We start from the raw sequence: 19730 nt of genomic DNA, 5'->3' as shown, positions 1-19730 counted from the left end.
GTGAATGCCCGGGTCAAGCCCGGGCATGACGAATTGAGAGAGCTTGTCCCTCTCTCACAGCTTCGCGCGTTGCTCGATCCCATCACGAATCGACGCCAGCTCCGCTTCGTCCCAGATGCCGATCAGGATCCCGCCCTTCACCTGGAGCTGGTTATCGGCATAGGCCGCGATCTTCTCGCGGGGCGTGGTGATGTGATCGTTGGGATGCAGTGCCCAGTCGAACAGCTCGGCCTGCAACCGCGCGATGATCGGGGCGCACTCCGGATCGTCGCCGCGATCCAGAAACTCTTCTGGATCGGTTTCGAGGTCGTACAGCATCGGGCGGAAGCCCGACGCGTGGATGTATTTCCAGCGGCCGTCGAACACCATGAACAGGCGGCAGCGCTCGATCGGCTGGTTCAGCTTCAGCCGCACGTCCTGCATGACATAATCGTATTCGGAGAACGCGACCTTGCGCCAATCGGCCGGCGTCGGCCCGCGCAGCAGCGGCAGCAGCGAGCGACCCTCGAGGATGTGGCCCGGCACCTTGCCGCCGAAATAATCGACGAAGGTGGGCGCGAGGTCGATGGCTTCGACCAGCGCGTCGCTGCGCGTGCCGCGGGTGGCGTCGGCCTCCTTCGAGGGATCGATGATGATCAGCGGGATCTTCGCCGACTGCTCGTGGAACAGATCCTTCTCGCCCATCCAGTGATCGCCGAGATAATCGCCGTGATCGGACGTGAACACGATCATCGTCGTGTCGAGCAGATCGTGCTCCTCCAGAAACTTCATCAGCACGCCCATCTGGTCGTCGATCTGGGTGATCAGGCCCATATAGGTCGGGATCACCTTCTCGCGGGCCTCGTCGCGCGCCATGTTGCGGGAGTAGCGCATGTCCATATAGGCGCCGAACACCGGATGCGGATTCTGCCGCTCCCGCTCGGAGCGGATCACCGGAATCATGTCGGATGTCGAATACATGCTGGCATAGGGTTCGGGCGCGATGTAGGGCCAGTGCGGCTTGATGTAGGACAGATGCAGGCACCACGGCCTGCCGTCGGTCTCGGCCTCGCTGATGAAGTCCATCGCGCGCCGCGTCATGTACGGCGTCTCGGAGTGCTCTTCCGGCACGCGCGCGGCCTTGTCGGCGTGCACCAGCAGCCAGCCGTTTTGCAAAGATCCGTCATCGGCCGCGCCGGAATTGGCCCAGTGCTCCCACGGGTTGGTGGCTTCAAAGCCCTGCTTGCGCAGATACTCGTCGTATTTCGGGCGCTGCCGGCCGGTCGGATGCAGGCCGTCGTCACGCTCATAGGGCTCGAAGCCGCATTCGGCGACGTGCACGCCGATCATCGATTCCGGCGGGATGCCGAGCGCCTTCATGCCTTCGAGATCGGGCGCCATGTGGGTCTTGCCGACCAGCACGTTGCGCACGCCGATCTTCTTCAGGTGGTCGCCGAGCGTGGGCTCGCCGACGCGCAGCGGCCAGCCGTTCCAGTGCGAGCCGTGCGAGCGCATGTAGCGTCCGGTGTAGAACGACATCCGCGACGGACCGCAGATCGGCGACTGCACATAGGCCTTGCTGAAGAGCACGCCGCGCTTGGCCATCGCGTCGATGTTCGGCGTCTTCAGCGTGGGATGGCCGGTGCAGCCGAGATAATCGTAGCGAAGCTGGTCGCACATGATCCAGAGAACGTTCTTCGCGCGCGCCATGCTTCGCCCCTGCCGTTTCTTGATTGCTTGATGCTGCGTCATCGAGGGCGCGAAGACAAGTGGAGCCGGATCAGGCCGACCAGGGCTCGGCTTCGGCTGCGCTCTTCGCCTTGGCGGAGACCGGGCTCTCGCCGATCACGTCGGCGAGCGCGCGCAAGGCTTCCTTGACGCCGTCGCCGGTGATGCCGGAGAGCAGCAGCGGCGTCTTCTTGGCGGCGCGCTTGAGCCGCTCCTTCTGCTTCTTCAATTCGTCCGGCTGGACCGCGTCGATCTTGTTCAGCGCCACGATCTCGATCTTGTCGGTCAGGAGCCCGCCATAGGCATCGAGCTCTTTCCGCACCGTCTTGTAGGCCTTGCCGGCATGCTCGCAGGTTGCATCGACGAGATGCAGCAGCACACGGCAACGCTCGACATGGGCGAGGAAGCGGTCGCCGAGACCCACACCTTCATGGGCGCCCTCGATCAGGCCGGGAATGTCGGCCAGCACGAATTCACGGCCGTCGGCATTCACGACCCCGAGCTGCGGATGCAGCGTGGTGAAGGGATAGTCGGCGATCTTCGGCTTGGCCGCGCTGACCTTGGAGAGAAAGGTCGATTTGCCGGCATTGGGCAGGCCGACGAGGCCGGCATCCGCGATCAGCTTCAGCCGCAGCCAGATCCAGCGCTCCTCGCCGGGCTGGCCGGGATTGGCGTTGCGCGGCGCGCGGTTGGTCGAGGTCTTGAAATGCGCGTTGCCGAAACCGCCATTGCCGCCTTCGGCGAGCACGAATTTTTCGCCGACATTGGTGAAGTCGTGGATCAGGGTCTCGCGGTCCTCGTCGAAGATCTGCGTGCCCAGGGGGACCTTCAGCGTGATCGGCTTGCCGTTGGCACCGTGACGGTCCGAGCCTGAGCCGTTTTCACCCTTCTGGGCCTTGAAATGCTGCTGGTAGCGGTAGTCGATCAGCGTATTGAGCCCATCAGTGACCTCGATGACGACATTGCCGCCGCGGCCGCCATTGCCGCCGGAGGGGCCGCCGAATTCGATGAATTTTTCGCGGCGGAACGCCACGCAGCCGTTCCCGCCGTCACCGGAGCGGATATAGACCTTTGCTTCGTCAAGGAATTTCATGGGCCATAGGTAGGCTAGCCGGTCCCGCGCGGCAACCCGGATTGACCCGCAAACCGGCCGAATTTCCGCGATTTTCGCCCCGTGCTTAACCCCAAGATGAGGTCCAAGACGAGGTCCAAGCCGACGTCCAAGCCGACGTCAGGCGGGCCGCCGCCGGATCAGGAATTTCTGCGCGCCCTCCAGCACCAGCTCCTTGCGCTGGTTGAACACGGTGCTTTTGAGCGTGACTGTCCCGGTCGTGCGTCCCGGCACGAGCTCAGTGACTTCGAGCGCAGGATAGATCGTGTCGTCGGCAAAGACGGGCTTGAGGAACCGGCTCGACTGCTCGAGGAAGCCGACCAGGGAATTCTCGACCATGAACGGAAACAGGCCGGCGCCGGGCGCGGTGTGGATCAGCGTCTGGAAGCCGTGGGCCAGCAGATGCGGCATGCCGCGGCTGCGGCAATACTCCACGTCGTAATGCACTGGATGGGTGTCGCCGCTCGCGGTCTGGAATGCCGCGAACACCGCCGAGGTCTGGGTGCGGCTCGGCAGCACGAAGCGCTCGCCGACCACGAAATCCTCAAACCAGCGTTGCGCGGGGATCATGCGATGCCGGGTCGGATCGAAATCGGTCATGTCCAAGCTCTCTGTTCGTGGGCGGCCTATCGCTACCGCGGCGCGAAGAGTGCGACAATCCGTTCAATTCGGCGAAGCGGGCTTGTCCCGGCTGCCCACGTCATTAAAACGACCGCAGACGACTCTATTCGCCGGTTTCCGAACGCTCTCTCCGCCCGTCATTGCGAGCGAAGCGAAGCAATCCAGATCGCCTCCGCGGACACAGTCCGGATTGCATCGTTGCAAGAGCTCCTCGCAATGACGGGTTTCCACGATCGACAGCAATGCCTCTCTTCAAAAACCTCTCCGCCTATGATGATCGCTCCGCGCGCCTGGCCGGCATCGCACTCATGGTGCTGTCGATCTTCATGTTCTCGTTCGGCGATGCCATGGGCAAGTTCCTGGTCGGGACGTATTCGGTGGGGCAATTGCTGTTCCTGCGCGCCTGCGCGGCGCTGCTGCTGCTGTCGCCGCTGGTCTGGCGGCAGCGCCACCAGTTCCTGCATCTGGAGCGGCCGCGCCTGCAGCTCTTTCGCGTCGTGCTGTCGACGCTCGAGGTCGCCGCCTTCTTCCTTGCGACCGTCTATCTGCCGCTTGCCGACGTCATCACCTATTATCTGGCCGGTCCCATTTTCGTCACCGCGATGTCGGCGGTGTTCCTGGGCGAGAAGGTCGGCTGGCGGCGCTGGACGGCGATCCTGATCGGCTTCTGCGGCGTCCTGATCGCGCTGCGGCCGTCGGCGCAGACCGTCAGCCTGCCGGCGCTGATCGCGCTCGGCGGCAGCCTGTCGTTCGCAACCTTGATGCTGATCACGCGCAGCCTGCGCAAGACGCCGGACATCGTGATGGCGTCCTCGCAATTCGTCGGCACGTTCCTGCTCGGCGCGGTGCTGTCGGCGTTCCACTGGGTGCCGCCGACATCGGGCAGCCTCGCGATCTTCGCGCTGGCGGGGTGCATCTCGGTGACCGCGCTGTTCTGCGTCAACCGCTCGCTCAAGCTCGCACCGGCCAGCGTCGTCGTGCCCTATCAATATTCGATGATCGTCTGGGCCGTGATCTTCGGCTTCGTCGTGTTCGGCGACGTGCCGTCCATCGCCACCATCGTCGGCGCCGTCATCATCATCGGCGCCGGCTTCTACATCTACTTGCGCGAGCGCGATCTGGGGCGCCCGAGTGCAGAGGTGAATCCGCCGGCGTAGCTCTTACCCTCCCCTGGAGGGGGAGGGTCGATCGCGCGAAGCGCGAGCGGGGTGGGGTGATCTCTCCGCACGGGCACTGTTGGACGGGCAGAGACCGTCACCCCACCCCGTCTCACATCTTCGCTGCGCTCAATGTGAGCCGACACTCCCCCTCCAGGGGAGGGTAAACGCCCTACCTCACCCGTCGCGCGCTGCTCCAGCTCTTCAGCGACGACCACACCCCGCGCGAGAGGCGGAAGCAGTCGACGGGCGTGGAGGAGCCCAGCGCCAGGAAGCGGTGCAGCTGGACCCCGCTCCACTGGAAGCCGCACTTCTCCAGCACGTTGCGCGACGCCGGATTGGTGACGCGCGCGCCGGCATGGAGGTGCTCGTCCTCGAACTCCTCGAAGAAGAAGTCGATCGCGCCGCGCGCGGCCTCGGTGGCAAAGCCCCGGCCCCAATGCTCGACGCCGAGCCAATAGCCGAGCTCGGCATTGTCGGGCGTCGAGCAGTCGATGCCGACCATGCCGACCGGTCCGCTGTCGTGCTCGATCAGGAACACGGTCTCGCTGCCGAGCGCGGCGGTGGCGCGGACGAATTCGACGGCGTCGTCCTGCGAATAGGGATGCGGCAGGCGGCGGGTGTTCTCCGCGACACGGCGGTCATTGGCGAGGAGGGCGATGGTCCTGACGTCGGCGAGTGTCGGCCGCCGCAAGGTCAGCCGCTCGGTGGCGACGACGCTGGGTCTCGCCTCCCGCAAGGTCACGCTCGAAAAATCCTGCAACATGTCCGGCTCCGTCGAAGTCACTAAGTGAAAAGTGAGGACGCAAACGAAAGGGGAGGCCGGTTTCCCTGCCTCCCCTGGAGCCTTCGATCTTTTGATCTTCAGGACTCCGCCGGTTCGGTCAAGGACCCGGCGGACTCCAGATTTGATCCGCCGTCTATTCAGCCGCCTCTGCGAGCGGGAGCACCGATACGAAGGTGCGGCCGTTGGCTTTGGCCTGGAACGTGACGCGACCCTCGATCTTGGCGAACAGAGTGTGGTCCGTGCCCATGCCGACATTAAGGCCGGGATGCCAGGTGGTGCCGCGCTGACGCGCAATGATGTTGCCGGGAATGACGACTTCCCCGCCAAACGCCTTGATACCGAGGCGCTTACCCTTGGAATCGCGACCGTTGCGCGATGAACCGCCTGCTTTTTTGTGAGCCATGGCTCGTCTCCGAAATCCTGCGTATGTCTAGATCAATTCCTTGACGGAATCATTTCACGATTTTCCACGCATCAATTCGTGATTGCGCGTGACCAAATTATGCGGCGGCTTCTTCGGTTGCCTTTTCCTTGACGACCTTTTCCCGCTTCGGACGCGGGCCCTTGGTGGGCTTGGCGTTGTCGGTCAGGATCTCGCTGATGCGAAGCACCGTGATCTCGTCGCGGTAGCCGCGCTTGCGGCGCGAGTTCTTGCGGCGGCGCTTCTTGAACGCGATGACCTTGGGGCCGCGCTTGTGGTCGAGCACCTCGACGGCCACGGACGCACCGGCCAACGTCGGAATGCCCAGGACCGGCGTGTCGCCGCCGACCAGCAGAACTTCGTTCAACTGCACGATCGTGCCGACTTCGGCTTCGATCTTGCCTACTTCGAGAACATCATCCGGCACGACGCGGTATTGCTTGCCGCCGGTTTTGATGACTGCGAACATCGTTTTTTCTCCGTGTTCAAATCCCGGCCTCGCGACGAAATTCGTCCGGGCCGGCTTTTTGTCAGTCGCTATGGGTTTATGCGAGTTTTGTGCGGGCGGGAGTTATCCCTTTGAAAACCCACGCAAAAACAAGCGGCGCGAGAAACGCCCCGCGCCGGTTGTGGGACTTATAGCCGCGATCCCCGCCGAGTCAAGGAAAACTGCCGAAAACGGCCCGGATTTGAAGGATTTGGCCGTTCGCATGCCCGCAATCGAATCCCGGTCCGCGCTGCAACCAACGGGTTCCCTCGTCGTTGTCCCCGCGAATTCTCGCGCGGGCAGGGCTTAGCATGGCAACAGACGAGCTGGTGAAGACGACGACGGGCATCGCCCATCACGGGGCGGAGCGGCTGCCCTCGGTGGACGTCGACAGTTTCAACATCGAGATGAAGGACGAGGACGGTTTTCTCGGCGACCGCGCCAGCAGGGGCGCGTTCCGCAAGATCCTCGAGCGCTGGCGCAAGCCGCTGCGCAAGACCGGCGAGGATCCGTTCGGCAAGGAGCCCTCGGAGAACGTCAGCAAGAAGACGCTGGACGCCATGCTGGCCGGCGACGACACCGAGGCCTCCGCGGTGGTGCACAGCGCGATCGAGGATTTCGCCCAGGAGCTCGCTTACGTCACGCGGCGTTTCCTCAAGTCCAAGGCCTGGGGGAAGACCGAGCGCATCGTGGTCGGCGGTGGATTCCGCGATTCCCGGCTGGGTGAGCTCGCGATCGCGCGCACCGAGATCATCCTCAAGGCCGAGGAGTTCAAGATCGACATGACGCCGATCCGCCATCACCCGGATGAAGCCGGCCTGCTCGGCGCGCTGCATCTGGCGCCGTCCTGGATCTTCGAGGCCCATGACAGCATTCTGGCCGTCGACATCGGCGGCACCAACATCCGCTGCGGCCTGGTGGAGACCAGCTGGAAGAAGGCCAAGGACCTCTCGAAGGCCAAGGTCGTGAACTCCGACCTGTGGCGTCATGCCGACGACGAGCCGACGCGCGAAGGCGCGGTGAAGCGGCTCACCAAGATGCTGAAGGCGCTGATCGCCGAGGCCGAAAAGGAAGGCTACAAGCTCGCGCCCTTCATCGGCATCGCCTGTCCCGGCGTGATCAACGCGGACGGCTCGATCGAGAAGGGCGCGCAGAACCTGCCGGGCAATTGGGAGAGCAGCAAGTTCAACCTGCCGGCGAGCCTGATCGAGGGCATTCCGCAGATCGGCGAGCACGACACCGCGATCCTGATGCACAATGACGGCGTGGTTCAGGGCCTGTCCGAGGTGCCGTTCATGCAGGACGTCGACCGCTGGGGCGTGCTCACCATCGGCACCGGGCTCGGCAACGCCCGCTTCACCAACCGCCGCAAGGACGGCGGCAATGGCAAGGACAAGGACAAGGATTCTACCGAGAACGGCAAGGACAACGGGAAGAAAAAGAGCAAGGGTGACTGAAGAGAATGCTTCAGGTTGGATCACCGGCCGCGGGCTTGCTCCGCCTCTCCCGCTCGCGGGAGAGGCGGACGCGCCTCGGGCGATGCGAAGCATCGTCCCGCGCGCGGCGGGTGAGGGTCTCTCCACGCGGGAGTTCTCGATGGGGGAGACACCGGCTCCAGAGTAACCTTGACTGGTTAGGTTAAGGACCGGATTGCGTTGCGGCGCACGGCCCGCACGCTAGGGTCGAATCGTCGCCTCACCTGGCTGGCGAAGCCGCCCTTCCCAGCCAGTATTTCAATGAGCGGCACGGGACCGCCAGTGTTTACCGCGTCTGGCGGTCCCACCCCTGCTCGAGAGCATGATGAGACGGGACTCGCGCCCTAACAAAGGTGCGTTCCCTCCCCCCTTGTGGGGGAGGGCTAGGGAGAGGGGTAGCCCAGGAAAAGGTGACGGTCGTTGATGGCGTGGCGGGACGGATGCGCGACGAAGAGAATTCCCGTGTGGCACCCCCCTCACTGCCCCTCCCCCACAAGCGGGGAGGGAACGGAGAGAGCGCTGCCGTCGGCCAAGCGCGATCGACTTCACCCATCCGCTCCAGCTTCCCCGAATTCAACCCCAGCCGATTCTCTGAAAGAACGCCGCGATCTCGGCTGCCGCGCGATCGGGATCTTCCCGATGCGGGAAGTGTCCAACGTCGGGAAACATCGCAACATCGACATTGCCAAAGGTCTCCCCGAGCCGGTCGGTCCAGGCATAGGGAAACAGCGGATCGTGCTCGGCCCAGCGGACGCAGGTCGGCACGTCGATTGGCGGCAGTCGTGACGCCTCGCCCTTCATCATCGCGACACGCCCGGCATGCGACGCGCGATAATGCGCAAAGCCGCCGGCGATGTTGCCCGGCTTGAAAAAATTGTCGGCGAAGGCGTCGAGGACGTCGTCGAAGGCATTCTTTCGATGCGCCCAGCCCTTCAGGAAGTGGCTGATATAGAGCTGGCAGGTCTCGCGGCTCGCGCCCACGAGCGCGGGCGCCATCTCCATCTGGTGGAAAGATTGATACCAGATGTGGTTGAGCCGGTCGGGCGCCGCCATGCGCGGTCCGATGCCGGGATAGACGAAATCGAAGAAGAACAGCCCGGCGATCCGCTCCGGTGCCTGCCGGGCCAGCGGCTGCATCACGGCGCCGCCGACATCATGGCCGACCACGGCGAATCGCGCGATGCCGAGCCCGTCCATCAGCGCCAGCACGTCCGCCGCATGGCCATCGGGCCCGTAAGGCCCCTCTGGCTTGTCGCTGCCGCCGAAGCCGCGCAGATCGGGCGTGACCAGCATGAAGCGATCGGCCAGCCGGGCCATCACCGGCTCCCAGGTCAGCCAGAATTCCGGCCAACCATGCAGCAAAAGCAGCGGTTTGCCCCGTCCGGCGCGGGCCACGTGGAAATTGGCGCCGTTGGCCTTGATCGTGAGATGCTCCATGGCAATTCCTTCCGGCGACGAGAGCGTTTTCGAGCGAAGTGGAGACCGGTTCGCGTCAAGAAAGCGCGCCAAAACAAGAATCTGGAGCCCCGTTCCGATCCATCGGAACGTAAGTGGCTCCAGCACAGGGATGAAAGAGGCAGCGGATTTTCCCCTTTGGCGCCTTGTCTGGCCCGCCAACCTCGCCTATTAACGCCCCCAACCACAGGGGCCCTGCTCCTACCTTGGCGCCTTCAGGAGAGGTGGCAGAGTGGTTGAATGCACCGCACTCGAAATGCGGCATAGGTGCAAGCCTATCGGGGGTTCGAATCCCTCCCTCTCCGCCATACTGATTTAATCCCTTGCGACTTTTCCTGTTCAACCTCCGACCTGACCCCATGTGGGCAAGGCTCGCGAGAGGCGTTCGGTTCATCCAAGTGCTGGTCGTGTTAGGTGGGGCTTCGGTGCCGGTCCTTCCTCGGGCCAAATGACCGCAACGATCCGCTGGCTAAATTGCTTCCGGACGAAGCCGTCCCAGCCGCCGAGCCCTCCGTCCACGTTGCGGAAGGCCGCCAGCTTGTCGGCCACCTGAACCGCCCCAGCGGCGCGCAGCCTTTCCACCGCCATTTGGTGGGTGACAGGGTCGTTCATCGCTTCTTCCTTACTTCGAGATGCTCGGGGCCGAGCCAGCAACTAGGCAGGGTATAGTCGTTCGCAAAGTTGCCGGCATAAAGCGACCTGGCAAAAGTGGCCGCTTGAATCTCCGCCCGGACTTTATCTTTGGTAAGGTCGAGTGCGCGGTCGTTATCATCAATCTTCGCCACTGCCTCTGTTCGGTGGCAGGTACGCAAATTCGCGCTGGCATATTCTGCCAGGATTTTCAGCTTCGGCAGTTCGTCTGCAAGATGAATCCCGTGCGGATCGACGATGTCCGCCACGGATAGTTCCGTCAGCATGTTCGGAGAAGAAGATGAAGTCCGGCCGCACGATTTTAATTTCGTCGCCGTCTTTGTATGTCACTCCTAGAGAATCCTGACTTGCTCGGTCCGGGTTGCGATACCAAGCGATAGTACCTTCTCGCTGCAATTCGGCCGCGACAACACTACCCTCCCATGAATTGAAATGCTCCGGGAACGGCCATCGCTGTCACATAAGAGGTGCTTCTCTAAGCGCGGTAGATCGAACACCGTCCCATTCGGCTCACGCGCTGTCGTCGGTTGCATCCAACTGTTGGGGCGAGCAAGATCAACATCCAATGGGTGCGCGCTCATTTCTCGGATTTGCCGCCGATGCTGCGGACGAACCGCAACGTGAAGCCGGAATGATCGGGCGCGTCCGAAGAGAAAATCGCCTGCGTTTGCTGCGGCAGGTTCACTGATGTCCGTTGCTCTCACGGGCCCTGCAATGATGACATCATGCTCCTGTGTTGTCCGACGAGTCAAACGACGCGCGACGTCATCCGAATCCTCCGACACTAGGATCGCCGCCCGGTCAAACGAGTCCGGGCCCCGCGTAAGTCATTGATCCTGCATCCGCCGCCTACTGTGCATGGGGTTGTTTTCGAGCTTTTTTGGCGTCCCGCCCCGAAAGGCTTAAGGGTAATCCTCACGCCACCCCGGCTGGCCTCTCCAGATCGGATCACCATCCACCAAGCGAGACCAACATGCACTCTTCCGCCACCGGCTGGGGCAACGGGCTTCTCGGCGTCATCATCTTCAGCGGCTCGCTGCCGGCGACGCGCGTCGCGGTCGGCGGGTTTTCCGCGCTGTTCCTGACCTCGGTGCGCGCGGTGATCGCGGCGCTGATCGGCGTGGCCGTGCTCGGCCTGCTCCGCCAGGCGTGGCCGCAGCGCAAGGATCTCGCCTCGCTCGCCATCGTCGCCATCGGCGTCGTGGTCGGCTTCCCGCTGCTGACGGCGCTCGCGCTGCAGCACATCACCTCGGCGCATTCGATCGTCTTCATCGGGCTGTTGCCGCTCTCCACCGCGATCTTCGGCGTGCTGCGCGGCGGCGAGCGGCCGCAGCCGATGTTCTGGCTGTTCGCCGTGCTCGGCAGCGCCACGGTCGCGGGCTTCGCCCTGTCCAACGACGACACCGCATCGCTTCGCGGCGACCTCCTGATGGTCGCCGCGATCGTGCTGTGCGGGCTCGGCTATGCCGAGGGCGCCGCGCTGTCGCGCCGGCTCGGCGGCTGGCAGGTGATCTCCTGGGCGCTGCTGCTGGCGCTGCCGCTGATGGTGCCGCTCGCGGTCTGGACCTGGCCGCCGGACTGGAGCGGCGTCGGTGCGCCCGCCTGGATCGGGCTCGCCTACGTGTCGGTCTTCAGCATGTTCGTCGGCTTCATCTTCTGGTACCGCGGACTTGCGATCGGCGGCATCGCCCGTGTCGGCCAGTTGCAGCAGCTCCAGCCGTTCTTCGGTCTTGCGCTCGCCGGCCTGCTGCTGCACGAGCCCGTCGCCTGGAGCATGATCGCGGCGACCGCGCTGGTGGTCACCTGCGTCTTCTTCGCGCGGCGGTTTGCCTGAGGCGGGCGGCCTCACTCGCCCCCCATCACGGTCCGCGTCAACGTGCTTCTTGCAAACTTCTTCAGCGGCATCGGCTTTCCGAACAGGAAACCCTGCACGAGGTCGAAGCCGAGTTCGCTGGCGACGACGAGGTCGGCGCGGCTCTCGACGCCCTCGGCGACCGCGTGCACGCCATAGCCATGCGAAAGCTCGACGATGTGGCGGCACACCGTGCGCTTGAGCCGGTCATTGCCGCTGCCGGTGACGAAGTGCCGGTCGGCCTTCAGCTTGATGAAGGGAATCTTGCCGAGGTCCATCAGCGACGGCCAGTTGGCGCCGAGATTGTCGACCGACAGGCCGATATTGTGCAGACGCACTTCGCGGGCGACCTCGACGAGGAGATCGAGATCGCGGATCGCCTCCTCGCTGTCGATCTCGATCGTCAGCCCGCCGAAGGCCGGATGCGTCGGCATGCGGCGGCAGAGATCGCGCACGGCCTGCGGCTCCTTCAGATACGCCGCCGGCAGGTTGATCGAGAGATCGACCGGGCTCTGCCGCTCCAGCAGATAGTGCCAGTCCTGCACGGCGCGCTCGATCACGAATTCCGAGAGGTCGCGCAGATGCGGGTCGTGCGCCTCGGGGATGAAATAGGCCGGCGGCACCACGCCCCAGGTCGGATGACGCATCCGCACCAGCGCCTCGGCGCCGCTGCGGACCAGCGTGCGCGCGTCGATCCTGGGCTGGTACCAGAGCTCGAGCCAGCCGGCATGCAGCGCCTCGCCGACGTGCACGGCCGGGCTCGGCGCCGGCTCGTCCGGCAGCAGCATTGCGACGCGCTCGCGCAACGTCTCCGCGGCAAAGGGCGTCGTCAGCGGCGGCAGCATCGCAAGGCCGTATTCCTCGCCGACCTGCTGCACGGCCCGAACGATGATCGACTCGCGGGCGCCGACGGCCAGAACCTTGCCGTCGAAGGCCTCGCGCACCAGCGTCTCCAGGAACGTGCCGGGCTCGATGCCGTCGGCGGCGATGCCAAGCAGAATCAGGTCGGGCAATTCGCGCGTCAGCACGCCCTGCAGCTCGTCGGCGCTGGCGCATTCGGTGGTGACGAAGCCGAGATCCTCCAGCACTTCGGCGAGAAAGGCGCGCAAATGGCGCTTGCCGTCGGCAACGCATGCTCGCGGCGTTACCTTTCGCCGTCCGAAGGTTTTTGGCCTTCGTGCGGCGAGTTCAACAATTTCGTCGTTCATCGCAAACCACTCCCGTTCCGCGACGGTGTTAGCGACGTGAGCAGTTTCAAATATGGAAGGCTTCAGCCGAATGCTGGATTATCTGGGTAACGTTAAAGCGCGCATCATTCCTAAAATTGTTCGGATCTCCTTCGCGAAGTTTTCACGTCTGGACACGCGTGGCGTGCAGGCCTGCGACAATCATGCGGGGATTTCGCGACGCGCGGTTCGACGACCCGCGCGCCCGGTGTCCTGCAATTGGACGGGCCTGCGCGCACTTCGCCCAATTGAATAATGCCGGCCTCAATTGGCCGTATGCGCCCGAGCATGGAAGCGAGCGACGCGATCGAAGAACTCATCTTCGCGCGACGTGCGCATATTGCCGCCTGGCTCGTGACAGTTCCGCGACAATGCGCCGGCGGCAAATGTGAAGCACGTCACATGCGCATTGCTGCACCTGCGCTAATGCTCGCGACAGCCGGTGGTGGGCTGTCGAAGGATCGCAGCAATGACGACGCGGCGACTATTGTATTGGTGGTTCAGATTCGTGCTGTCGGGACGATTTCTCGACCGCTTCCTTTGCCTGCCGCGCTAGCGCTCGCGGCACAAGATCAGGTTTGCCCGATCAATTTGCGGAACGCCGCCGCGCCGTCCTCGATCGCATCGCGTCCCTTCCAGGCCAGATAGGACAGCTTTCCGCCCAGCGTGTCGTGGCTGCGCAGCCGGCGCGATCCGAGAATGTGGCCGACATTGGAAGGGAAGCGGCTCACCTCGGCGGACACCAGCGCCGCGATCGCGTCCATCAATTGCTGCAGGCGGATGCCCCATTCGCAATGTTCGATGCCGTCGATGCGCACCTTGAGCGCGTATTCGGTGTCGTAGATCTCGGCGAGCAGGTCGCGCGCGACCAGCACCCGGTTGTGCCGGAGTGCGATGCGCAAGGCGAGGCGCTTGTCGTCGAGTTGGTCGAGCGCCATGTGGACGACACAGGCGTAGGGCGTGGCGGCGACGTCGGCGGCGCTCTTGCTCGCGGCGGCCTTGGTGGCAAGGCGCACCAATTGCCACGGCGTCTTCAACCGCCTCGCCACCAGCGCCAGCGCAAAGGGCAGCGCTTCGGGATTCGCCTTCTTGAAGGCATCGAGCCGCGCGGTGATCTGATCAACGAGGCCGTCGTCGAATTTCGCGATCTTCTCGGGCAGCTTTTCGCCGAACTTGGGCAGTGCGGCGCCGGCGCGCAGCACGTGCTGCATCTTCTTCACGTCGTCGAAGGCGGTGCGCGAGGCGGTGTATTGCGCGAGCTTGCCGCGCGCGAACTCGGTGCTCTCCGCCGAAGCGAAAGTGCTCTCGAGGACCTTGACGACCTTGGTCTGGAAGGTCGATGCGATCTTCAGCACTTCCTTGGGATTGTTGGCGGTGACCTGGTCATTGATCGCCTTGATGTAGTCGCGCGCCATGGTCGGCAGCAGGTCGCGGCAGATCCATTCCCAGATCGGGGTGAGGGTGTTGCGCGAGATCCGCCCCATATTGGCATGCTCGGGTGCGCCGTCGATCAGGAGCAGCTCGAGCGGCGCGAAGAAATAGCGCGAGGGACTGGTGGCGCGCGCCTGGGTCGATCCGTCCTTGCGAAACTCGGCGCGCAGGCGCGACTGGATCTCGGGCGAGCCCGGCATGTCGATGCCGCACAGCTCGAGCCGCTCGAGTTCGCTGAGCAGACAGCTCCGCGACAGCGGCGTGAGCCTCTGCAGGAATTCCGACAGGCGGTCGATCTCGTTCATGGCACGCAGTCTTTCGCAGCGTTTCCCGCAAGGCTCGCGGGCCCAATGCGTGGAGGCATTTGCGCGCTCTCAATCGTGCTAAGAAAGCAAGCCGCCGTTAATTAATTCGTAAAATCCGGGGAACCGGCGTCGGGCGGGGTTGGGTGGTGGAGCGGCTTTCCACCTCGCGGCTCAAGATTTGAGCGGAAATCTCAACCTTTGCGGGGACGGCGACAGCCCCGCGCAAGCACAAATTGTGCCGACGCCGTTGTTTGAGCGCAAAACTGTCGAAATCACCGTAGTCTTACGGAGCAAAAAGTTAACCACAGATCGCCTCCGGTTCCGCTAAATGAGTGACATGGGGTCACAGAATGATACGGCCACCGATTCGCGGCCGTCGGAACGGTACGAAAGCGGCGCTTCTCCAGCTGAAGAGCTCGATTTCGTCCGCCTGAACGCGGCTGGGGCCAAGGCGGCCGACGAGATGGCCGCGGCCATCGCCCGCGAGCTCAACGGCCCCCTCACGGCGCTGCTGCTTTACATGGGCGAGATCAAGCATCACAGCGATCAGCTCGCGCCTGTCACGGGTGACCGCGCCTATTTGCAGCGGGTGGTGGAGAATGCGCTGACGCAGACCGAGCGCGTTTGTGGCCTGGTCAAGCAGCTTGCGGGTCCTCACACGGGCGGCCCGCCGGTCCCGTCCAGGACCGAGGACGCCGAATCGAGAGCCGCGCGCGCGCCGCAGTCGCAGCGCGTGCCGAGCGCCGAGTTCCTCGGCCTGTCGGGCCAGAAGCGGCTGACCAAGCGCGAGCGCGAGGTGCTGAGGCTGATCAGCGAGGGCTATTCGAACAAGCAGGGTGCGCTTCGGATGCAGATCAGTCCGCGTACGTTCGAGAGCCATCGCGCGGAGGCGATGCGCAAGCTCGGTGCGCGCAACACCGCGGACCTCGTCCGTGCGGCGCTGCTGCATGCGATCGACTGAAGGTCTCGTATTGTGCCGTCCGCCGGCGGCGTGGGCCGCGCTTGAGCGATTGCTCGAGAAAGCCCGGGAATCCGATCGCGCTCAGAAATAATCTTCAGCGAAGGGACGCGTGCGCGGCGAGGGGCGCAGCGGCTTAAGCTCTTCCTTCGGTGCGTTGGGAATGATGGTGATGGTCCAGCGCGGCGGCATGCTCGATTCCTGCTCTACCACCGAACGCACGAAGCCGGTCACCGTCGATGCGCCAGCGGTCACCGTCGCCATCCGGCCGTTGAACTGCGCGATGCGGAAGCGACGAACTTCTTTCTGATCCGCGGTCTCGTATGTGAACATGGAAACCCTCCTGGTTTCCCGCGACTATCGCTACCTATGATTAGCCATCTGTGAAAATCCCAAACCGTAGAAGTACGGCGGGTTTGCACGCGCGAGGGGTTGGAGCGTTTTCGAGCGAAATGGATGCCGGTTCGCGTGAAGAAAACGCGTCAAAACAGGAATCTAGCCCTCCGGCTCCTGCGCGCGCGCGGCGGCGTAGGCGGCGTCCATCAGGTCGAGGAGGTCGCGGAATTCGGCGTCGCCGAGCTTCTCGGCGGTCTTCTCCAACCGCAGCGCCAGCGCAGCGAGCCTGACATAGCCGAACGTTCCCGCGGCGCTCTTCAGCGAATGCGCTTCGCGCGCGATCCTGGCGCGATGCTGCGCAAGCCAGAGCGCACGGAACAGTTGCAGGCGCGCACAGGTCTCGCTCCAGAACACGTCGCGCACTTCCCCGGCACCATCCTCGCCGATCTCGCGCACCAGCGCCTCGTACGCGCCCGGCTCGCGTGCAGTCTCGGCATCGAGCACTGTCTGCGCCGGCGCGACGGATACTTCAAACATGGCTTTGCCTGCCTCGATCACGATTGGCCCGCTGCGCGGCCCGTACCGGCGCAAGGCACGCTCGTGTCTACGGCATTCGAATTTCAGTTCCGGTAGCGGGACGCCCCGTATTTGCAGGCCGCAATTAGCCGCCGGTTTACCACGACGCGCCGGTCAGCGCGGGCCGAGCAGCCGGTCATACTGCGCCTTCACGGTGGCGTAGCATTCGCACGCCGTCCGGCGCAGGCCGTCCAGATTGAGGATCTGGATGTGGCCGCGGCTGTAGTGGATGAAATTGGCCTGCTGCAGGCTATTGGCGACCAGCGACACGCTGTTGCGCCGCGCGCCGATCATCTGCGCCATCGCCTCCTGGGTCAGCAGCAGCCGGTAGTCGCCCGAAAGGTCATGGGTGTGCAACAGACAGCGCGACAGCCGCGACTCCACGGGATGGGCGGCGTTGCAGCCCGCGGTCTGCTGGATCTGCACGTAGACCGCCAGCCCATGGCGCGTGAGCAGCGTCCGCAAGGTGGCGCTCTGATCGGCCGCGACGCGCAGCCGGTCGAGATCCACCACCGTCGCGACGCCGGGTACCAGCACGATTGCCGTATTCAGCGCGCATGCATCGCCCAGGGTCGAGAAAGCCCCGAACAGGCTGTCACGGCCGATCATGGCGACTTGCACATGCTCTCCCTTGGCGAGTTCCACCACCAGCGAGATGACGCCGCGATGGGGAAAGTAGGCGCGCTTGAGCGTCTCGCCGGTCTCGACCAGCACCGCGTCATGCGGCAGATCGACCGTACGCAGGTGCGGACGGATCAGTTCATAATCGTCTGCCGAAAGGGCGGACAGGAAACCGTTGGAGGGACGCACCATCGTTTCCAAAGCCGCCTCCCGTCTCCTGCACCTGCGACTCGCCGCAGGCGACGTCGCTTCCCGTGCGGGCAAGTTCCATCATGTTCCCGCCGGGATATATTGGCAATTGGGACAAGATGTCCGACCACGATGATCGCCGCTGCGTTGCTGCGTGCGCTTCGGCTTACGGGCTGATCGCGTCGCGGGCATCACCGCGAGGTTCCGACCAGGCGCGCGTGGCTGGCCTTCACCGCCGAATAGCAATCGCAGGACGTGGTCTCCAGCGCCAGCGGATCGATGATTTCGATCTGGCCGCGGGTGTAGCGAATGACGCCGGCACGCTGGAGCGCATGTGCGACCAGGGAAATGGCGTTGCGCCGCACGCCGATCATCTGCGCCAGCACCTCCTGTGTCAGCGGGAGGATTTCGCTGTCGCACAGGTCGCGGGCCCGCAACAGCCAGCGCGCCAGCCGTGCCTCGATCGGGTGGAGCGTGTTGCAGAGCAACGATTGCTGCGCGTGCGCGAGCATGGCCTGCTCATGGCGGACCATCAGGCTGCGAAACGCCGTGCTTGCGGCAGCAACCGTGCGGAAGGCCGTGATTTCGAGCATGGAAGCGGTTCCGGGGAACAGCACGACGGCGTCGGCCAGCGCGATGCCGTCGGCAAGCGCCGCACCGCCGCCCACGACGCTGTCGCGGCCCAGCATCGCGACTTCGATCGTCTGTCCTTCCGAAAGGCTGACCGTGATCGATACCGATCCGCCGTGCGGGAAGTAGATGTGTCTCAGCGCGGCACCGGCTTCACTCAAGACAGATTCCCTGACCATTTCGACCGTCGCGAGATGGGGACTCAGCAGATTCAAATCAGCCGCGTCGAGCAGTTGCAGCAACAGGTTGGGCGGCTGGTCGCTCGCGGTCATCAGGTCGATCCGGCGCGTTCGATAAATGCTCGGCATCGCGCTCTGTTCGGCGTCCAGTTGCGCGATGGCCAAAACATATTATACAGGTTGCGTCGCTATCCATATACCCGTTGGGAGGCAGACAGCCTGAGGCATTTGCGGCGGAAATGAGAATAGCGCGCTGATTCGCTCATGAGCCTGCGTGCCAATCCTGCGAGGATCGCAGGAAGAGGCGGCAAGGGGGCCATCATGAGCCGGAAGCATTGCATCCGCGGTGCCATCGGACGCCGGCCGAACCGCGCGGCCTCATTCGTTGGGCGCGCGCTTACAGCCCTCCAACATTGCTCCGATCCCTGGCGCCGGGTGGCGGCAGATCTTGCGTCCCTCGTCTTCCCCGTTCGGCCAACGAACCTCGCGACCATCCATTTTTCGGCTGAAAGCAAAGGAGAAAGGCGTGCCCCACGGTTCGATGATTGAATCGCCGAAACGGGAAGCTCAAATGGGGACAGATGGTCTGCGCCATATTCTCGTTGTCGACGACGACCCGATGGTCTGCATGGCCATCGAGATCTATCTCCAGCGCAACAATTTCCGGGTGACGATTGCCGAAGGAGGGGAAGCCGGACTCCGCGCCCTCGAACACGAACAGTTCGACCTGATGATCATCGATATCTTCATGCCGCACATGCGCGGGTTCGAATCGATCCGGCTCTTTCACGAGCGGGCGCCGGCCATTCCGCTGATCGCGATGTCCGGCTACGCCTTCGCAAATCTGAATTCGCCGGCCCCCGATTTCCTCCGGATGGCGCTGGAGCTCGGTGCGGCGCGCTGTCTGCGCAAGCCGTTCACGCCGCATGCCCTGCTCGCCGCCATCAACGATTGTCTGTCGGAGCACCGTCCCGATGCCGACGCCGCCTCCGCCGCACGGCTGGGTTAGCGCGGCACCAACCGCCTCGGACGCGGGGTAACCCTTCGTTTACCGCAATGGCTGGCCTTGGGGATCCCGGCACGCCACGAAGCGACGGTGGCGCGAGCGCCCCTGTTTGCAGGCGGCGCGATCCAATTGCGCGAAGGCGCGCATATCGTCCTTGACGCGCAGGCCTTTCGCGCGGGTCTCGCCCCGCCGTTATCGGCACGTTTACCCAACGCGTCTCGCGCTCGCGGCGCAGTGCCGATCTTGTTAAAAAACGCTGTCTCATGCGGCCGAACCGCAAACTTGTCTTCAATATCCGTATTAGCACGGAGGATGAAATTAACGGGACCGTGAAAAGGGATGTCTAACGATCCAGGGTAGGGCTTCCGTCCATGCCAAGCGCGGCTCAGGCGTAAAGGTCCAGGTCAGTAAGGCGTAGCTCATGGATGATCTGTTGCGGGAGTTTCTGACGGAGACCAGCGAGAGCCTGGACACCGTGGACAACCAGCTGGTGAAGTTCGAGCAGGAGCCGAACAACGCCAAGATCCTGGATAACATCTTCCGCCTGGT

Annotated in this window: 20 protein-coding genes and 1 tRNA gene; 6 read left to right on the top strand and 15 right to left on the bottom strand. The window is 63.9% G+C overall.

Annotation, left to right across the window (positions count from 1 at the left end; genetic code table 11):
* Positions 1–54: 54 nt before the first annotated feature.
* From JQ572_RS13755 to JQ572_RS13745, 3 genes are all read right to left on the bottom strand, one after another.
* Complete coding sequence (locus JQ572_RS13755; RefSeq protein ID WP_211383583.1) at positions 55–1689, bottom strand: alkaline phosphatase family protein; 1635 nt, start codon at positions 1687–1689, stop codon at positions 55–57.
* 70 nt (positions 1690–1759) lie between these two features.
* Positions 1760–2800, bottom strand: coding sequence for a GTPase ObgE (gene obgE / locus JQ572_RS13750; RefSeq protein WP_211383582.1), 1041 nt, complete (start codon positions 2798–2800; stop codon positions 1760–1762).
* A gap of 138 nt (positions 2801–2938) precedes the next feature.
* Positions 2939–3418, bottom strand: coding sequence for a MaoC family dehydratase (locus JQ572_RS13745; protein ID WP_211383581.1), 480 nt, complete (start codon positions 3416–3418; stop codon positions 2939–2941).
* A gap of 263 nt (positions 3419–3681) precedes the next feature.
* On the opposite strand from JQ572_RS13745, the gene JQ572_RS13740 reads away from it, so the two are divergent.
* Positions 3682–4596 (top strand): DMT family transporter, encoded by a 915-nt coding sequence (locus JQ572_RS13740; protein ID WP_211383580.1) that lies wholly within the window; start codon positions 3682–3684, stop codon positions 4594–4596.
* Positions 4597–4768: 172 nt separating this feature from the next.
* Here the strand turns inward: JQ572_RS13740 and JQ572_RS13735 are convergent, their stop codons facing one another.
* From JQ572_RS13735 to rplU, 3 genes are all read right to left on the bottom strand, one after another.
* Entirely contained in the window at positions 4769–5362 is a 594-nt protein-coding gene (locus JQ572_RS13735; protein WP_211383579.1) for a GNAT family N-acetyltransferase, read from the bottom strand.
* Positions 5363–5516: 154 nt separating this feature from the next.
* Entirely contained in the window at positions 5517–5786 is a 270-nt protein-coding gene (rpmA, locus tag JQ572_RS13730) for a 50S ribosomal protein L27 (protein ID WP_008137923.1), read from the bottom strand.
* A gap of 97 nt (positions 5787–5883) precedes the next feature.
* Entirely contained in the window at positions 5884–6273 is a 390-nt protein-coding gene (gene rplU / locus JQ572_RS13725; protein ID WP_211383578.1) for a 50S ribosomal protein L21, read from the bottom strand.
* A gap of 329 nt (positions 6274–6602) precedes the next feature.
* On the opposite strand from rplU, the gene JQ572_RS13720 reads away from it, so the two are divergent.
* Positions 6603–7748, top strand: coding sequence for an ROK family protein (locus JQ572_RS13720; RefSeq protein ID WP_211383577.1), 1146 nt, complete (start codon positions 6603–6605; stop codon positions 7746–7748).
* 591 nt (positions 7749–8339) lie between these two features.
* Here the strand turns inward: JQ572_RS13720 and JQ572_RS13715 are convergent.
* Positions 8340–9203 (bottom strand): alpha/beta fold hydrolase, encoded by an 864-nt coding sequence (locus tag JQ572_RS13715; RefSeq protein ID WP_211383576.1) that lies wholly within the window; start codon positions 9201–9203, stop codon positions 8340–8342.
* 236 nt (positions 9204–9439) lie between these two features.
* On the opposite strand from JQ572_RS13715, the gene JQ572_RS13710 reads away from it, so the two are divergent.
* Positions 9440–9529: transfer RNA gene (locus JQ572_RS13710), tRNA-Ser, on the top strand.
* 82 nt (positions 9530–9611) lie between these two features.
* Here JQ572_RS13710 and JQ572_RS13705 read toward each other — a convergent pair.
* Together JQ572_RS13705 and JQ572_RS13700 are read right to left on the bottom strand one after the other, a co-directional pair.
* Positions 9612–9833 carry a hypothetical protein gene (locus tag JQ572_RS13705; RefSeq protein ID WP_211383575.1) on the bottom strand — a complete coding sequence of 74 codons (222 nt, stop codon included), beginning with the start codon at positions 9831–9833 and terminating at the stop codon, positions 9612–9614.
* Positions 9830–10120, bottom strand: coding sequence for a hypothetical protein (locus JQ572_RS13700; protein WP_211383574.1), 291 nt, complete (start codon positions 10118–10120; stop codon positions 9830–9832). Before JQ572_RS13700 ends, JQ572_RS13705 begins: the two co-directional genes overlap by 4 nt.
* 725 nt (positions 10121–10845) lie before the next feature.
* Between JQ572_RS13700 and JQ572_RS13695 the strand changes: the two genes are divergently transcribed.
* A complete protein-coding gene (locus JQ572_RS13695) occupies positions 10846–11706 on the top strand; it encodes a DMT family transporter (protein ID WP_211383573.1) in 861 nt (286 codons plus the stop codon).
* Positions 11707–11717: 11 nt separating this feature from the next.
* On the opposite strand, the gene JQ572_RS13690 is transcribed toward JQ572_RS13695, so the two are convergent.
* Both JQ572_RS13690 and JQ572_RS13685 read right to left on the bottom strand, forming a co-directional pair.
* On the bottom strand, positions 11718–12932 hold the full coding sequence (locus tag JQ572_RS13690) for an EAL domain-containing response regulator (RefSeq protein WP_211383572.1): 1215 nt from the start codon (positions 12930–12932) through the stop codon (positions 11718–11720).
* 590 nt (positions 12933–13522) lie between these two features.
* Positions 13523–14686 (bottom strand): hypothetical protein, encoded by a 1164-nt coding sequence (locus JQ572_RS13685; RefSeq protein WP_211383571.1) that lies wholly within the window; start codon positions 14684–14686, stop codon positions 13523–13525.
* A gap of 337 nt (positions 14687–15023) precedes the next feature.
* Here JQ572_RS13685 and JQ572_RS13680 point away from each other — a divergent pair, with 337 nt between their 5' ends.
* Positions 15024–15647 carry a helix-turn-helix domain-containing protein gene (locus JQ572_RS13680; RefSeq protein ID WP_211383570.1) on the top strand — a complete coding sequence of 208 codons (624 nt, stop codon included), beginning with the start codon at positions 15024–15026 and terminating at the stop codon, positions 15645–15647.
* Positions 15648–15728: 81 nt separating this feature from the next.
* Here JQ572_RS13680 and JQ572_RS13675 read toward each other — a convergent pair whose 3' ends face one another.
* The 4 genes from JQ572_RS13675 to JQ572_RS13660 all read right to left on the bottom strand — a co-directional run bounded on the left by JQ572_RS13675 (position 15729) and on the right by JQ572_RS13660 (position 18268).
* Positions 15729–15977: a hypothetical protein gene (locus JQ572_RS13675; RefSeq protein WP_211383569.1), complete on the bottom strand. Its 249-nt coding sequence runs from the start codon at positions 15975–15977 to the stop codon at positions 15729–15731.
* A gap of 162 nt (positions 15978–16139) precedes the next feature.
* A complete protein-coding gene (locus JQ572_RS13670) occupies positions 16140–16517 on the bottom strand; it encodes an Hpt domain-containing protein (protein WP_211383568.1) in 378 nt (125 codons plus the stop codon).
* Between the two features lie 153 nt (positions 16518–16670).
* Positions 16671–17369, bottom strand: a complete 699-nt coding sequence (locus tag JQ572_RS13665; RefSeq protein ID WP_211384204.1) for a Crp/Fnr family transcriptional regulator — start codon at positions 17367–17369, stop codon at positions 16671–16673.
* Between the two features lie 188 nt (positions 17370–17557).
* On the bottom strand, positions 17558–18268 hold the full coding sequence (locus tag JQ572_RS13660) for a Crp/Fnr family transcriptional regulator (RefSeq protein ID WP_211384203.1): 711 nt from the start codon (positions 18266–18268) through the stop codon (positions 17558–17560).
* Between the two features lie 433 nt (positions 18269–18701).
* Here JQ572_RS13660 and JQ572_RS13655 point away from each other — a divergent pair, with 433 nt between their 5' ends.
* Positions 18702–19184: a response regulator gene (locus tag JQ572_RS13655; protein WP_372703282.1), complete on the top strand. Its 483-nt coding sequence runs from the start codon at positions 18702–18704 to the stop codon at positions 19182–19184.
* The last annotated feature ends 546 nt before the right edge of the window (positions 19185–19730 follow it).

The organism is Bradyrhizobium sp. SZCCT0153 (assembly GCF_018129995.1).
Taxonomy (GTDB): domain Bacteria; phylum Pseudomonadota; class Alphaproteobacteria; order Rhizobiales; family Xanthobacteraceae; genus Bradyrhizobium; species Bradyrhizobium japonicum_G.
This window is presented reverse-complemented; position numbering and strand designations above follow the sequence as displayed.

Coding starts and splice junctions, on each gene's coding strand:
- JQ572_RS13685 (WP_211383571.1), bottom strand. CDS start 14,686: ATGAACGAGATCGACCGCCTGTCGGAATTCCTGCAGAGGCTCACGCCG.
- JQ572_RS13665 (WP_211384204.1), bottom strand. CDS start 17,369: ATGGTGCGTCCCTCCAACGGTTTCCTGTCCGCCCTTTCGGCAGACGAT.
- JQ572_RS13705 (WP_211383575.1), bottom strand. CDS start 9,833: ATGAACGACCCTGTCACCCACCAAATGGCGGTGGAAAGGCTGCGCGCC.
- JQ572_RS13745 (WP_211383581.1), bottom strand. CDS start 3,418: ATGACCGATTTCGATCCGACCCGGCATCGCATGATCCCCGCGCAACGC.
- rplU (WP_211383578.1), bottom strand. CDS start 6,273: ATGTTCGCAGTCATCAAAACCGGCGGCAAGCAATACCGCGTCGTGCCG.
- JQ572_RS13675 (WP_211383569.1), bottom strand. CDS start 15,977: ATGTTCACATACGAGACCGCGGATCAGAAAGAAGTTCGTCGCTTCCGC.
- obgE (WP_211383582.1), bottom strand. CDS start 2,800: ATGAAATTCCTTGACGAAGCAAAGGTCTATATCCGCTCCGGTGACGGC.
- JQ572_RS13695 (WP_211383573.1), top strand. CDS start 10,846: ATGCACTCTTCCGCCACCGGCTGGGGCAACGGGCTTCTCGGCGTCATC.
- rpmA (WP_008137923.1), bottom strand. CDS start 5,786: ATGGCTCACAAAAAAGCAGGCGGTTCATCGCGCAACGGTCGCGATTCC.
- JQ572_RS13755 (WP_211383583.1), bottom strand. CDS start 1,689: ATGGCGCGCGCGAAGAACGTTCTCTGGATCATGTGCGACCAGCTTCGC.
- JQ572_RS13740 (WP_211383580.1), top strand. CDS start 3,682: ATGCCTCTCTTCAAAAACCTCTCCGCCTATGATGATCGCTCCGCGCGC.
- JQ572_RS13690 (WP_211383572.1), bottom strand. CDS start 12,932: ATGAACGACGAAATTGTTGAACTCGCCGCACGAAGGCCAAAAACCTTC.
- JQ572_RS13720 (WP_211383577.1), top strand. CDS start 6,603: ATGGCAACAGACGAGCTGGTGAAGACGACGACGGGCATCGCCCATCAC.
- JQ572_RS13735 (WP_211383579.1), bottom strand. CDS start 5,362: ATGTTGCAGGATTTTTCGAGCGTGACCTTGCGGGAGGCGAGACCCAGC.
- JQ572_RS13660 (WP_211384203.1), bottom strand. CDS start 18,268: ATGACCGCGAGCGACCAGCCGCCCAACCTGTTGCTGCAACTGCTCGAC.
- JQ572_RS13680 (WP_211383570.1), top strand. CDS start 15,024: ATGGGGTCACAGAATGATACGGCCACCGATTCGCGGCCGTCGGAACGG.
- JQ572_RS13715 (WP_211383576.1), bottom strand. CDS start 9,203: ATGGAGCATCTCACGATCAAGGCCAACGGCGCCAATTTCCACGTGGCC.
- JQ572_RS13670 (WP_211383568.1), bottom strand. CDS start 16,517: ATGTTTGAAGTATCCGTCGCGCCGGCGCAGACAGTGCTCGATGCCGAG.